The sequence below is a fragment of the Frigoribacterium sp. NBH87 genome, assembly GCF_014217665.1.
In the GTDB taxonomy this organism is placed as follows: domain Bacteria; phylum Actinomycetota; class Actinomycetes; order Actinomycetales; family Microbacteriaceae; genus Frigoribacterium; species Frigoribacterium endophyticum.
In genome coordinates, this window is the sequence record NZ_CP043650.1 from 2624956 (window position 1) to 2638750 (window position 13795).

General features: G+C 73.8%; 13 protein-coding genes. 2 read left to right on the forward strand and 11 right to left on the reverse strand.

Features of this window, described 5'->3' with window-relative positions; all coding sequences use genetic code 11:
- From F1C15_RS12310 to F1C15_RS12325, 4 genes are all read right to left on the reverse strand, one after another.
- A complete protein-coding gene (locus F1C15_RS12310) occupies positions 1-2073 on the reverse strand; it encodes a fructose-specific PTS transporter subunit EIIC (RefSeq protein ID WP_185231498.1) in 2073 nt (690 codons plus the stop codon).
- 33 nt (positions 2074-2106) lie between these two features.
- Positions 2107-3075 carry a 1-phosphofructokinase family hexose kinase gene (locus F1C15_RS12315; RefSeq protein WP_185234323.1) on the reverse strand — a complete coding sequence of 323 codons (969 nt, stop codon included), beginning with the start codon at positions 3073-3075 and terminating at the stop codon, positions 2107-2109.
- A gap of 387 nt (positions 3076-3462) precedes the next feature.
- Positions 3463-6066, reverse strand: coding sequence for a lamin tail domain-containing protein (locus tag F1C15_RS12320; RefSeq protein ID WP_185231500.1), 2604 nt, complete (start codon positions 6064-6066; stop codon positions 3463-3465).
- 153 nt (positions 6067-6219) lie between these two features.
- Complete coding sequence (locus F1C15_RS12325) at positions 6220-6471, reverse strand: hypothetical protein (protein ID WP_185231502.1); 252 nt, start codon at positions 6469-6471, stop codon at positions 6220-6222.
- 125 nt (positions 6472-6596) lie between these two features.
- Between F1C15_RS12325 and F1C15_RS12330 the strand changes: the two genes are divergently transcribed.
- On the forward strand, positions 6597-7058 hold the full coding sequence (locus tag F1C15_RS12330; protein WP_235491132.1) for an SRPBCC family protein: 462 nt from the start codon (positions 6597-6599) through the stop codon (positions 7056-7058).
- Here the strand turns inward: F1C15_RS12330 and F1C15_RS12335 are convergent.
- Positions 7033-7893 carry an alpha/beta fold hydrolase gene (locus tag F1C15_RS12335; protein WP_185231504.1) on the reverse strand — a complete coding sequence of 287 codons (861 nt, stop codon included), beginning with the start codon at positions 7891-7893 and terminating at the stop codon, positions 7033-7035. The two genes, F1C15_RS12330 and F1C15_RS12335, sit on opposite strands and share 26 nt — an antisense overlap.
- Before the next feature lie 85 nt (positions 7894-7978).
- Between F1C15_RS12335 and F1C15_RS12340 the strand changes: the two genes are divergently transcribed.
- The gene (locus F1C15_RS12340) at positions 7979-8476 is read left to right on the forward strand and encodes a CGNR zinc finger domain-containing protein (protein ID WP_185231506.1); all 498 of its coding nucleotides are present in this window, start codon (positions 7979-7981) and stop codon (positions 8474-8476) included.
- Between the two features lie 72 nt (positions 8477-8548).
- On the opposite strand, the gene F1C15_RS12345 is transcribed toward F1C15_RS12340, so the two are convergent.
- From F1C15_RS12345 to F1C15_RS12370, 6 genes are all read right to left on the reverse strand, one after another.
- Positions 8549-9475, reverse strand: a complete 927-nt coding sequence (locus F1C15_RS12345) for a carbohydrate ABC transporter permease (RefSeq protein ID WP_255465244.1) — start codon at positions 9473-9475, stop codon at positions 8549-8551.
- A gap of 13 nt (positions 9476-9488) precedes the next feature.
- Positions 9489-10400 carry a carbohydrate ABC transporter permease gene (locus tag F1C15_RS12350; protein WP_185231508.1) on the reverse strand — a complete coding sequence of 304 codons (912 nt, stop codon included), beginning with the start codon at positions 10398-10400 and terminating at the stop codon, positions 9489-9491.
- The gene (locus F1C15_RS12355) at positions 10400-11680 is read right to left on the reverse strand and encodes a sugar ABC transporter substrate-binding protein (RefSeq protein ID WP_185231510.1); all 1281 of its coding nucleotides are present in this window, start codon (positions 11678-11680) and stop codon (positions 10400-10402) included. The genes F1C15_RS12350 and F1C15_RS12355 overlap by 1 nt, the downstream gene beginning before the upstream one ends.
- Positions 11677-12732 carry a phosphotransferase enzyme family protein gene (locus F1C15_RS12360; RefSeq protein WP_185231512.1) on the reverse strand — a complete coding sequence of 352 codons (1056 nt, stop codon included), beginning with the start codon at positions 12730-12732 and terminating at the stop codon, positions 11677-11679. Before F1C15_RS12360 ends, F1C15_RS12355 begins: the two co-directional genes overlap by 4 nt.
- Before the next feature lie 94 nt (positions 12733-12826).
- Positions 12827-13231, reverse strand: a complete 405-nt coding sequence (locus F1C15_RS12365) for a tautomerase family protein (RefSeq protein WP_056052505.1) — start codon at positions 13229-13231, stop codon at positions 12827-12829.
- Between the two features lie 62 nt (positions 13232-13293).
- Positions 13294-13791: a DUF2231 domain-containing protein gene (locus F1C15_RS12370; protein WP_185231514.1), complete on the reverse strand. Its 498-nt coding sequence runs from the start codon at positions 13789-13791 to the stop codon at positions 13294-13296.
- Between the last annotated feature and the right edge of the window lie 4 nt (positions 13792-13795).

Consider the following 13795-nt stretch of genomic DNA (forward strand, 5'->3'; position numbering starts at 1 on the left):
CTAGGCGGCGACCGGCTTGCGCTGGCCGACCACGGCGCCGGCGTCGGCGGCCTGGGCGGCCTCGACGGTGACGCTCTCGCCCGAGCGGCGGACGAAGCGCTTGAGGCCGACGAGCACCACGGCCGACACCACGGTGCCGGCGAGGATCGCGACGACCCACATGCCGAGGTTCCCGATCGCGAAGAACACGAAGAGGCCGCCGTGCGGGGCCTGCGACGTGACGCCCGCGGCCATCGAGATGGCTCCGGTCACCGCGCCTCCGACCATCGAGGCCGGGATGACGCGCAGCGGGTCGGCCGCGGCGAACGGGATGGCCCCCTCGGAGATGAAGGAGGCGCCCAGCAGCCACGCTGCCGTGCCGTTCGAGCGCTCGACCTGCGAGAAGCCCTTGCGGTACAGCACCGTCGAGGCGAGGGCCATCGCGAGCGGCGGCACCATGCCCGCGCCCATGACGGCGGCCATGATCATCAGCGGTGCGGGGTTGTCGGTGAGCGAGCCCGCCGACAGGCCGGCGACGGCGAACGAGTAGGCCACCTTGTTGACGGGGCCGCCGAGGTCGACGCACATCATGAGGCCGAGCACGACGCCGAGCACGACCGCGCCCGTCCCGTTGAGGCCGTTGAGGAAGTCGGTCAGCGCGACGGTCAGGGCGGCGATCGGGCCGCCGAGCACGAGCACGAGCAGGCCGCTCGCGAAGATCGACGCGAAGAGCGGGATGATCACGACGGGCATCAGGCCGCGCAGCCAGCGCGGCACGGTGGGCCGGCCGATCCAGTACGCGGCGAAGCCGGCGAGCAGGCCGCCGACGAGGCCGCCGATGAAGCCGGCGCCCATGAAGACGGCGACGGCGCCCGCGACGAAGCCGGGCGCGATGCCCGGGCGGTCGGCGATGGCGTAGGCGATGTAGCCGGCGAGGGCCGCGACCAGGAAGCCCATCGACAGGTTGCCGATCTGGAAGGCGGCGGCGCCGAGGAAGTACACCAGGCCCTCGGGCGGCAGGTTCGTCAGCGAGTAGTCCGTCAGCACGGTCGCGGCGTTGCCCGCGATCTCGTAGCCCGAGAGCAGGAAGCCCAGGGCGAGCAGCAGGCCGCCGCCGGCGACGAACGGGATCATGTACGAGACGCCGGTCAGCAGCCAGCGCTTCAGCGACGAGCCGAAGCCCTCCTTCGCGCGGGTCTCCTGCGCCGACGCGTCGTCGGCCGAGCCCGCGACGCGGGGAGCGGCGGGGTCGGTGGCCGCGGCCATCGCCTCCTTGACCATGGCGTCGGGGGCGTCGACGCCGCGCTTGACCGGCCCGCGCACGACGGGCTTCCCGGCGAAGCGCGACTGGTCGCGCACGTCGACGTCCACGGCGAAGATGACGGCGTCGGCCGCGGCGATCACGGCGGGGTCGAGCGGGGTCACCTTCGACGATCCCTGTGTCTCGATCTGCAGGTCGGCGCCGAGGCGGGCGGCGGCCGCGACCAGCGCGTCCGCGGCCATGTAGGTGTGGGCGATGCCGGTGGGGCACGCCGTGACGCCGACCAGCTGGGGGCGACGGGCGCCGTCGGCCGGGGAGGTGCCGGAGGCGCTGTTCGCGCCCGCGGGAGCGGTGCCGGTGGTGCCCCGCGCCTCCGCCACGTCGCCGCTGACCTCCTGGTCGACGAGGGCGACCACGTCGGCGGGGGTGCGCGCGGCCCGGAGCGCCGCGGTGAAGTCGTCGCGGATCAGCGCGCGGGCGAGGGTGGAGAGGACCGTCATGTGGTCGCTGTCGGCGCCCTCGGGCACCGCGATCATGAAGACGATGTCGGCGTCGCCGTCGGGGGCGCCGAAGGGCACCGTGCGGGCGAGGCGCGAGAAGGCGAGCGTCGGCTCGGTGACCGAGGTCGACCGGGCGTGGGGGATGGCGATGCCGCCGGGCACGCCGGTGCCGATCGAGGCCTCGCGGGCGATCGCGTCGTCGGCGAGCGAGTCGGCGGAGCCGGCGCGGCCGGCGGCGGCCACGCGGCCGGCGAGCACCCGGATCACGTCGGACGACGTGGCTCCCAGGTCTTCGTCGAGGCCGACGAGGTCGGTGCTGATGAGTGCGGACATGGTGGGGTGCTCCTTGGGGTCGGGCGTCGTTGCTCAGCGGTGGCCGACGGCCACGGGGGCCATCGGGACGACGTCGATGTCGTCGGGGGAGGTCTGGTCGAGGGAGGGGACGATGCTGCCGGGGAGGGCCGCGGCGGCCGCGCCCGAGGCGACGGCCTGCGCGAGGCGGCCGGCCGGGTCGGCGCCGGCCTGCTCGGCGAGCAGCCAGCCCGAGAGGGAGGAGTCGCCCGCGCCGACCGTGCTCAGCGGCACGATGCGCGGGGCGGCGGCGAACCACGCGCCGGAGTCGTCGACGAGCACGGCGCCCACGCTGCCGAGGGTCAGCAGCACCGCGCCGACGCCGAGCTCGCGGAGGCGCTGGGCGCCCGCCACGGCGGCGTCGAGGTCGCGCTCGTAGGTGTCGGCGTCTCCGCCGACGACCTCGGCGAGCTCCTCCGCGTTCGGCTTGACCAGGTCGACCCGGACGCCGGAGGCGACGAGCGCGGCGAAGGGGGCGCCCGACGAGTCGACGGCGATGCGCGGCGCAGCGTCGCCGTGGGCGGCGCGGACGGCGCCGACGACGTCGGCGAGCCAGGTCACCGGCAGCCCCGGGGGCAGCGACCCCGCGAGCACGAGCCACGACGCCAGGGGGGCGTGCTCGACGACGAGGCCGGTCAGCGCCTCCACGTGGGCTCCGAGGTCGGGGCCGACCTCGTTGATCTTGGTCGTCGTGCCGCCGGGCTCGGTGACGGTGACGTTCGCCCGCAGGCGCTGCTCGATCGGCAGGTTGACGGTGGGCACGCCGCGCTGGCGGAGGGCCGTGAGCACGGGGTCGTCGAGCAGCCCGGGCAGCAGCGCGACGGTCTCGGCGCCCGAGGCCGCGAGGGCCCGCGAGACGTTGACGCCCTTGCCGCCGGGCTCGTCGGTCGTGCGGGCGGCGCGCTGCACCTCGCCGCGGCGGAGCTCGTCGGTGAGCTCGATCGTGCGGTCGAGGGAGGGGTTCGGGGTGACGGTGAGGATCATCCGCCGGGCGGGGGCGCCCTCGGCGGGGCCGGTGCCGGTGCCGGTGCCGGTGCCGCTGCCCGCGGGGCCGTGGGCGGTCGGTGCTGTGCTCATCTTCGGACCTCGTCGTCGTCGGGAGCCCGTTCGACTCCGTTCCGGACGATGAAACCACATGATCGGGCAGAGAACAACAAGAACGGGCATCCGATCTGCCCCGGATCGGTCTGCTCGTCTCGTCGACGCTCCCCGTCGCAGCGCGAAATGCCCCGTCCTGGGCCCTGCACCCGACCCAGGGCCCAGGACGGGTCACCTCGATCGGGGAACGCCGACGGGCCGCGGCCGACGACGGTGAGGTCGACGGCCGCGGCCCGGGGGAGGCGCGGTGCGGGTGCTGGAGGCGCGCCGCGGTCAGGCGCGACGGCGGCTGACGAGCACCCCTCCCGCTCCGGCGAGGAGCAGCAGCGCCGCGAGGGCCGCGCCGAGACGAGCGTCGGCGCCGCCCGTGTAGGCGAGCGCGCCCGCGCGGGTCGGGGCGGCGGCGACGCGGGTCGGCGTCGTGCCGGCCGGGACGGTGCCCGTACCCGTACCCGTGCCCGCACCGGCGCCGGCGCCGGGCGCGCCGGCTCCCGTCCCCGGCACGACCGGCGTCGTCGGGTCGGTCGGCGCCGTCGGCGCCTCGCACGGCAGCGTCCCGGCGCGGAGCGAGAACCCGTCCGTGTCGGCGTCGTCGGCGTAGAACGTCTGGCGCGCGCCGTCGGTGCAGGTCGCGGCGTCGGCCACGGCGAAGCCCTCGTTGGCGAACCCGCGGTCGGCGTTCAGCGGGGCCTCGTAGACGACCTGCTCGGCGAAGGCGCCCGAGGCGTCCACGTCGAAGAGGGCGGTGCGGCCCGAGCAGGCCTCGTCGCAGACGACCCAGAGGGCGTCGAGGTCGGCGTCGAACTGCACGTCGGCGACGAGGTCGAACGAGGTGGCGATCGTCGCGACGCGCTCGGCCGAGCCGTCGGTCGAGAGGGCGTAGGCGTAGACGCTCGCGGTGCCCTCGACGCCGACGAAGAACAGGCCGTCGCCGTGGCCGGGGCGGGCGGCGGGGTCGTAGGCGGCGCCGGTCGACTCGTCGACGAAGCCGCGCTCCGTGAGCCACGAGTCGGGCACCCAGGTGACGCCCTCGAGCCCGGCGTTCGCGCCGAGGCCGGGGAAGTCCGCGGCGAGGTTCCACTCCTGCGTCGCGACGAGCGTCGTCGCGCTGCCGGCGGCGGCCACGTCGTAGCGCAGCACCGAGGGGCGGCTGACGCTCGAGGCGGCGTTGTTCCGCTCGGACGAGACGTACACGCCGCCGTCGCTCGAGTCGCCGGTCACGGTGACGCCCTCGGCGTCGACGCGGCCGGTGCCGTCGGTGTAGCGCAGGGCCTTGCCCGCGGACCAGCCGGAGTCGGTGGCCGGGGCCCAGCCCCCCGCGCCGTCCGAGACGATGCGGTAGAGCAGGCCGTCGCCGTTCTGCACGGCCCAGAGGGTGCCGTCGGCCGAGGTGCCGGAGGGCTCGTAGTCCAGGCCGCTGAGGTCGCCGGTGAAGGTCGCCTCGTCGTCGAGCGGCAGCTCGTCCGGGCCGCCCGGCCACGGCTGGGTGAGGACGGTGCCCGCGGCGATGTTCGCCGAGCCCTTGGTGGCCTCGAGAGTGCCCGTGAAGTCGCCGGTGCCGTCGGGGCTGCGGCCCCAGGTCACCGCGGCGTGCTGGGTCCAGGCCCAGGAGTCGACGAGGGTGACGCCGTCGCGGGCGAACAGGCGGACGCTGTCCGCGCCTCCCAGTCCGAAGTCGAACCCGGCGGGCGTCGTCGCCGTCAGCTCGTCGAGCACGAGGAAGCCCCCGGGCTGGATGACGGAGCCCGTCGGCAGCACGTACCGGTGCGTGTCGTCGCTGTCACGGAGCACGAAGCCGCTGACGTCGACGGGGGTCGCGCCGACGGTGGTCAGCTCGACCCAGTCGCCGGGCGTGCCGCCGCTCGACTCGACCTCGTTGAGGCGCACGGGGGAGGAGCAGTCGTTCGCCGCGCCCTTCGTGCTCGTCGTCGTGGTGGCGAACTCGCCGGTGCCGTCGGGGCAGCGGCCGTAGCTGACGAGGCTGTGCTCGGTCCAGCTGTAGGTGAGCGCCAGGGCGCCGGAGGCGTCGTAGACGCGGGCGGAGTCGGCGCCGCCGAGGCCGAAGTCGAAGCCGGGACGGACGCCCTGGGCCTGGTCGATGACGAAGAAGCCGCCGGGGGCGACGGTCGAGCCGGCGGGCAGCACGTACTTCGCGTGGGAGTCGTCGCCGTCGAGGAAGGACCAGCCGGAGACGTCGACGGCGGCGCTGCCGACGTTGGTCAGCTCGACCCAGTCGGTGTCGTCGCCGTTCGACTCGACCTCGTTGATGCGCAGCGTCGTCGCGACCGGCGCGGGTGCGGGTGTGGGCGTCGGAGCCGGGGTGGGCGCGGGGGTCGGAGCCGGCGTCGTGCCGGGGTCGGCCGGCGTCGTCGCCGCGGCGTTGGCCGTGCTCTTGCTCGAGGCGGGCGTGACGCCGAAGGCGCCCGTGCGGTCGGGCAGGCGCCCGTACGTCGTGGCGGCGGCGGCCGTCCAGCTGTACGAGTCGAGGAGCGTCGTGCCGTCGGCGTCGAACAGGCGCACCGAGTCGGCCTTGCCGAGGCCGAAGCTGAGGCCGAGGGCCGGGTCGGTCGACTCGTCGACGACGAGGAACCCGAGGGCCGGGATGGTCGTGCCCGCCGGCAGGGTGAAGGCGTGGGTGTCGTCGTTGTCCTTCAGCACGAGGCCGGAGACGTCGACCGGGGCCGAGGTGGTGTTGGCGAGCTCGATCCAGTCGCCGGGCGTGCCGCCGTCCGACTCGATCTCGTTGACGACGACCGTGCCGGGGAGCGTCGGGGCTCCCGTGGCGGCCGAGGCGGGAGCGGCGGTGCCGACGAGCCCGACGGCGGCGACGCAGCCGACGAGGGTCGTCGCGCCGAGGCGCCGGAGGAGGGGGTGCATGCGTGATCCGTTCGTGGGGTGACGTGGTCACCCGCACTCTCGTGCCCCGCGACGTGCAGCCGGTGAACCCCCGGTGAACGACAGGTGGTGCGCATCACCGCGTCGACCCGGAGCGCTGCCTCCCGTCGGGCCGGCAGCCTGCCCGGAGGGGGCTCAGGCCTCCTCGTCGTCCTCGTCCTCGTCGCCCTCCGCGGCGCCCGCGGCCTCCACCCAGTCGGTCGCCTCGTCGGAGAGGTAGAACTCGTCGTCGGTGCCCTCGCCGACCCAGGTGTCGTCGTCGCCCGGCTCGCCCGTGACGGCGGTGATCTGCTCGAGGATCTCCGGCGGAACGGCATCGCCGGCGTTGTCGATCAGCCACTGCCGGGTGCTCGGGATCAGGTCGGGCCACCACTCGTCGATTCGCATGCGCAGAGCCTGGCACGCCGCGGCGGGCCGTGCCAGCCCGGAGGGGCAGGGTCGGAGCGGGCGTGGTCGGAGCGGGCGTGGCCCGGAAGGATGCGACAGGGCCGGCCCGGCGCTAGTGTCCCGGCATGACCTGGCCCGTCGTCCACCTCTCCCGCTCGTTCGACCACGACGTCGCCGCGGTGTCCCGCATCGCCGGGGACCCTGCGAACCTGCCCGCGTGGGCGGCGGGCCTCAGCGCGGGCGTCCGCCAGGAGGGCGGACGGTGGTTCGCGGACTCCCCGATGGGCGTCGTCGAGGTGGCCTTCACCGGGCCGGTGGAGCTGGGGGTCCTCGACCACGACGTGACCCTGCCCGACGGGACGACCGTACGGAACCCGTTCCGGGTCGTGGCCAACGACCAGGGCAGCGAGGCCGTGTTCACCCTCTTCCGGCGTGACGGCGTCTCCGAGGCGGCGTTCGAGGCCGACGCCGCTGCCGTACGGAGCGACCTCGACCGGCTCGCGGCGCTGCTCGACGAGCGGCTCCCTCGCACCCGCCGGGGGCCTCAGCCGACCGCGCCCGTCAGCGGGTCGACAGCCAGTCCCTGACCGTGGCCGCGACGACGTCGAGATGCGACTCGAGCAGGAAGTGCCCTCCGTCGACGAGCTCGACCCGGGCCTCGGGAGAGTCCTGCCGGAAGGCCGCGGCGCCCTCGGCGGCGAAGATCTCGTCGTGGCGTCCCCAGATGGCCAGGACGGGGACGCGGGAGTCGCGGAGCCAGTCGTGGACGGCCGGGTAGAGATCCCTGTTGGTGGCGTAGTCGCGGAAGAGCGCGAGCTGCACGTCGTCCTGGCCGGGGCGCGCGAGGAGCGCGAGGTCGTGCTCCCAGGCGTCCGGGTCGACGGTCGAGGGGTCGGGGACACCGTGGGTGTACTGCCACTCGACGGCGTCACGGCCGAGCGCCGGGCGGAGGGCTTCGCGGGTCTCGGCTGTCCGCTCCGCCGCGTCGGCCCAGATCGGGTCCCAGAAGCTCGGCACGAAGCCCTCCTCGTAGGCGTTGCCGTTCTGTGAGATGACGCCCGTCACGGCCTCGGGGTGGTCCAGGGCCAGCCGCCAGCCGACGGGTGCGCCGTAGTCCTGGACGTAGATCGCGTACTCGTCGACCCCGACGGCGGCGAGGAACCGACCCGTCACCTCGGCGAGGGCGGCGAAGGTGTAGTCGAAGTCGTCGACGGACGGCGCCGACGATCGCCCGAAGCCGATGTGGTCCGGCGCGATGACGCGGTACCGGTCGGCCAGGGCGGGGATGAGGTGCCGGAACATGTGGGAGCTGGTGGGGTACCCGTGCAGGAGCAGGACGACGGGTGCGTCGGCGGCGCCCGCTTCCCGGTAGAACACGTCGAGGCCGTCGACGGAGACGGTGCGGTGGTGGACGGTGGTCATGACTAACCCCTAACGGCTTGATTACTGGTTAGTCAGGACGCTAGCATGATCCTGTCGGCGTGGCCGCGGAGGAGATCGGAGAGACGTGCTCGAGAACGAAGACCTCCTCCTGGCGCTGCTCAACAGCGCACCGGTGATCGACGGCGTGCCGACGGACGCCCTCGAGGGGGCGGAGGGCCGGGCCCTCGCTCTCCGGTGGGGCGGGACGGGCACCGACCGGGAGTCCGCTCAGCTCGCCGACGTCCGTCGGCTCCTCCAGGCCGTCGTCCGCGGGGGAGGCGCGGGTCCCGTCGACGAGCTCGCCGCGGTGCTCGAGGGCGCGGTCCAGGTGCCCCGCGTGACTCCGGCGGGCGTGCGCTGGGAACTCCGCGCCCCTGACGACGAGAAGCTCGCCGTCCGTGCCGTGCTGGCCTGGTCGGGCGTCGCGGAGGAGCTGCCCGGGCGACTGCGCGCGTGCGCCAACGACGAGTGCAACCTCTTCCTCGTCGACCACAGCCGCCCCGGCACGGCGAAGTGGTGCTCGATGGCCGTCTGCGGCAACCGCATGAAGGCCCGCGCGCACGCGAGCCGCGCCGCGCGCTGACCGCCTCGACGCAGACGTCCCGTACGGCCCGGCTGCTGACCCGGTCAGGCACGTCTCCGCCGCAGCCGTCGGCTACCGCACCCCGCTGCGCACGAAGCCCTGGACGAAGAAGCGCTGGAACGCCAGGAACAGCACCACCATCGGCAGCACCGAGATCACGGCCAGCGCCATGATGCCGTTGTAGTCGGGCGTCGTCTGCCCCTTGAGGTAGAGCAGCCCGACGGGCAGCGTGTAGAGGTCGGGGTCCTTCAGGGCGATCAGCGGCCAAGCGAAGTCGTTCCAGCTGCCGAGCAGCGTCAGCAGCACGAGCACCGCGACGAGCGGGCCGCTGAGCGGCAGGACGATCGCGGTGAAGACCCGCACCGGGCCCGCGCCGTCGAGGCGGGCGGCCTCGATGAGCTCCTGCGGGATGCCGAGCATGAACTGCCGCGCGAGGAACACCCCGAACGCGGTGGCGGCCGAGGGCAGGATGACGGCCCAGTAGGTGCCGTAGATCTCGAGCCCGTTCACGAGGCGGAACTGCGCGACCATGGTCGCCTGCACCGGGATCATCAGCGTCGCGAGGAAGACCAGGAAGACCGCCGTGCGCCCCGCGAAGCGCAGCTGTGCGAACGCGTACCCGGCCAGCAGGTTGACGACGACCGTCAGCACGGTGACGAAGACGCCGATGACGACGGAGTTGCCGAACCACTCGGCCACGGGGTAGCGCTCGAGCACCCGGCTGAAGTTCTCGAGGGTGAGGGCGCTGGGGAGGAGGCGCAGGCCGCGCCCGAACACCTCTCCCCGCGGCGAGAAGGCCACGACGAGCATCCACAGCAGCGGGAACGCCACCACGACGGAGGCGACGACGGCGACGACGGTGCGGACGACGACGAAGCCGCCGCGCCGGGGAGGACGTCGACGTGGGGCGCGGGCCCCCGCGGCACGGTCGGCGCCGAGGGCGGTGCTGCGGGGCGCGCCGGCCGCAGGCGGGTCGGCGACGGTCTGGGGGATGGTCACAGGCTGGTCCTCGTCATTCGGTGAGGTCGCGGGTGCGGTTCGTGCGCCACTGCACGACGGTGAAGGCCAGCGTCACGACGAGGATCACGACGCCGAGGGCGGCCCCGTAGCCCTGCTCGCGGATCTGGAAGCCGTTGCGGTAGGCGTAGGTGCCGAGCACCGAGGTGGAGTAGCCGGGGCCGCCGCCGGTGAGGACGAAGACGAGGTCGAACACCTGGAACGACGCGATGACGTTGAGCACCAGCAGGAAGAAGGTCGAGGGCCCGACGAGGGGCACCGTGATCGACCGGAACCGCTGCCAGGCGCCCGCACCGTCGAGCTCGGCGGCCTCGTACAGCTCGGGGGAGACCGACTGCAGCCCGGCCAGGTAGATGATCATGTTCAGGCCGACGCGCAGCCAGATCATGGTGAGGATCACCGACACCATGGCCAGGGCGCCGTCCGACTGCCACGGCACCGCGCCGAGCCCGATCGCGCGGAGCACCTGGTTCACCAGGCCGTTGGCCTCCGTGAAGAGGATGACGGCGATCATCGCGCTGGCCACTCCCGAGATGACCATCGGGAGCACGAGCATCGTCCGCCAGGCTCGGCGACCGGGCAGCACCCCGTCGAGCAGCACGGCGAGGCCGAGGCCGAGGGCCATCTCGACGGGCACGGTGACGACGGTGAAGAGGACGGTGTTGCCGAGGGTCTGCCAGAAGACCGGGTCGGCGGCCATGCGCGCGTAGTTCGCACCGCCGACCCACTCGGGGTCGCCGAAGCCACGGGTCTCCTGGAACGACAGCTGCACGGCCCCGAGGATGGGCACGAGCAGGAACACCGACAGCAGCACGAGGTTCGGCCCGATGAAGGCCCAGCCGACGAGGCCCTCGCGTAGGCGCGCGGCGCGCCGCCCGGGCCGGCGCGCGCCCGTCAGCACCGTCATCAGTCGGTGGCCTGGCCGACGGCCTCGTCGATGGCGCTCAGGGTGTCGTCGACCGACTGCCCCTGGGTGAACGCCGCCTCGAGCTGGTCCTGCATCGCGACGGTGATCTCGGCCAGGTAGGGCGACGTCAGCTGCTTCACGTCGGAGGGCTCGATGGTGGTCGCCTGCTCGACGAAGACCGGCATGACGTCCGGCCGCACCGCGAAGTCGATCGACGAGGCGTCGACGTCGGTGCGGGTGGGCAGCTCGTTGGTGGCGGCGCAGAACTCGGTCATCGCGTCGGCCGAGGCCATGAAGTTCAGGAACTCCGTGGCGAGCTCGCCCTGGTCGGTGTCGGCCGTCGCGACGAGGGCGTTGCCGCCGAGGTCGGTGGCTCCGCGCTCGTCGACGGGCAGGGGCACGGCCGTCCAGTCGAAGTCGGTCGACGCGAGCTCGGGCACGAGGAACGAGCCCACGAAGGCCATCGCCGTCGTCTGCTCGCTGAACAGCGTGTCGGCGTACGAGGTCGACTTGACGCTGCTGGTCGGCGGCACCCACTGCTGGTCGAAGAACGACGTCGTGAAGGCGAGCGCCTCGGCCGCCTCGGGCGAGTCGATCTCGCTCGTCGTGCCGTCGTCGCCGAGCAGCGCGCCGCCCGACTGGAAGAGCCAGCTGAGCCAGCGGGGCGTGCCGCCCTGCTGCCAGTTGACGACGAAGGGGTACTGCTCGGCCGGGAGGCTCGTGCGCAGCGCCGCGGCGACCTCGCCGAACTCGTCCCACGTCCACGCGTCGGCCTGCGTGGTCGGCAGGTCGGTCACGCCCGCCGCCGCGAGCAGCTCGGTGTTGACGAGCAGCGCCGAGACGTCGGTCTGGTGCGGCACGCCGTAGACGGCGCCGTCGTACGAGACGGCCTCGAGCATGGCGGGCTGGAAGGAGTCTTCGTCGTCGACCTGGCCGGTGAGGTCGAGCAGCTGGCCCTGGCTCGAGTAGACGCCGAGGTTGCCGTAGTCGACGCGGAACACGTCGGGCGCGTCACCGGTGGAGAGCTGCGCGTCGATGTTCGAGAACATCTGGTCGTAGGGCACGACGTTGAGGTCGACCGTCGCGCCGTCGTGCTCGCTCTCGAACTGGGTGACCAGGGCCTCGAACGACTCCTGCTCGGACTCGCTCGCCCAGGTCGTGAAGGTCAGCGCGCCGTCGGCGTCGTCGTCGGAGCCTCCGGTGAAGCCGCTGCAGCCGGAGAGGCCAGCGGCCAGGGCGAGGGTCGCGGCGGCTGCCACGGTCGTGCGTCGGGTCGTCATGTCGGTTCTCCTGGCGTCGGTTCGGTCGGGATCTGTGCGGATGTCGTGGCAGGAGCGGGGAGGCGTTCCTCGACGAGGGACACGAGGCCGAGCGGCCCCAGCAGGTCGCGGAGACCGGCGTGTACCCCGACCGCATCCGGGTCGTGCTGCGCAGAGTGTGCTCCCTCACGCGTCGTGAAGGCCGCCGTCACGTCTTCCAGGGCCCGGACGCACGCGAATCGGATGAGCCGGCCCTCGTCGAGGGCGGCGTCGCCGTACCCCGCACGGAACGCCGCCCGGTGCTCCGGCTCGACGGGCAGCCCCGGCAGGACCCCGAGCTCGACCAGCACGAGATCGACCTCGCGGGGCGCGACGGTGGCCTCGTCGAGGTCGATCAGCCAGGGCCGGCCCCCGTCGTCGACGACGACGTTGCCGAGGTGCGGATCACCGTGGCAGGGCACCCGCGGTGCGGGTCGGCGCTCGGCCTTGAGGCGCAGGGCCGTCGCCTCGAGCTGTCGGAGGCGCCCCCGGTTCGCTCGCCAAAGGTCGGTGAGCTCGGGGTCGGCCGTCGAGGCAGCACCGTCGTCGCCCAGGAGAGCGTCCAGCTCGCGGAGGCGGACGCGTGCCCGTCGCCCCGCGCGCTTGACGCCGCTCCGGAGCGGCGCGATGCCGGCCGGGGGCTGCTGGGAGTGGATCCGTCGCACGACGGCGCCCAGCTCCGACCACTGGCCGAGGTCGAGCCCGCGGCCGTCCTCCGCGGCGTCGTCACCGAGCACCCAGGGCGACACGGAGACCGTCGAGCCCTCGTGCTCGGACCAGAGCTCGCCCGCGAGGGTCGGCAGGGGAGCGACGACGCCGGGCGCGCCGCCGAGGGAGGCGGCCAGCGCGAGGCCGAAACGGCAGTCGCGCCGCGTGGCCTTCACCGACCACAGGTCGCCTGAGCCGTCCTCCACCTGCCAGACCGAGGCGTCGGGGTCGAGACCGCCGACGATCGGCACGTCGGCCACGACGACGAGGCCCCACGCGGCGAGGGGCGGAGGCGGCGTGCGCGTCGAGCGCGCGGGAGGCTGCACCGGGCGAGCGTGTCACCCGCCACCGACATCGCGCCTCCGGCCGGGCGACGCGGCCCGGCGATCCGCCTCCGGCCTCGGCGTCCCGCCGGCAGCGTCACGCCCCGGGCGTCGCGAGCTCCCCGGTCGTGTACTGGGCGCGGCCGAAGCCGAACGACCAGTCGGCGGGCGTGTTCTCGACGAACCCGATCACGAGGTCCTCGCCCGCGACTCCCACCCCGGCCAGGGCCTCGGCCAGCGCGCGGAAGAACTCCTGTTTCTCGTCGGTGCTGCGCCCGGCCTGCGTGAAGATCTGGATGACGACGACCTGCTCTGAGCGCTCGATGCCGAGCCCGACGTCGAGGGCGGTCAGGCGGCCGGGTGCGTGCTCCGTGACGATCTGGAAGCGGTCGCGCTCCGGCAGCCCGTAGACGTCGACGAGGGTCTGCATGAGGGCGTCGCCGATCGCGGCGATCTGGTCGTCAGAGCGACCCTCGACGAGGTCGATCCTGATGAGGGGCATGTGTTCTCCTGTCGTGGGGCGGGAGCGGGCGCTCCTGGTCGAGCTGTACTCGGGGGCCTGGGTCACCCCTCGCTCGAGTCCGACCACACGGCCTCCGCGCCCGAGTGGCCGATCCGGACCGTCGTGACGATCCCGCCGATGCTCGTGCCGACGGCCAGCACCATCAGCACGACGCCGACGACCAGTCGTGCGCTGCCGCGGACGGCCGGGCGCTGTCGCTGGGCCTCGGGGGTCAGCACCCAGCGCTGCCAGACCCACTGCGCCACGGCGACGACGAACACCGCGATCGCCCAGGGCAGCAGGGTGTCGCCCAGCTGCGTGTGGGCCTCGAGCAGGGCGCTGCCGCCGACCCGCTCCTCCAGTGCCTCGCCCGACGAGGTCGCGAGCGGCACCGCGATCAGCGAGACCAGGGCGATGAGCGGGGTGATGACGCCCAGCCGCCGCCGCAGCGCCGTCCAGAACGCCCCGACCAGGACGAGCAGCGACGCCGTCGGGAACGCGACGGTGACGAGGTGGACGATGAGCGGGTGCAGGGGGAGGCCGTCGAACTGCCAGTCCATGGAC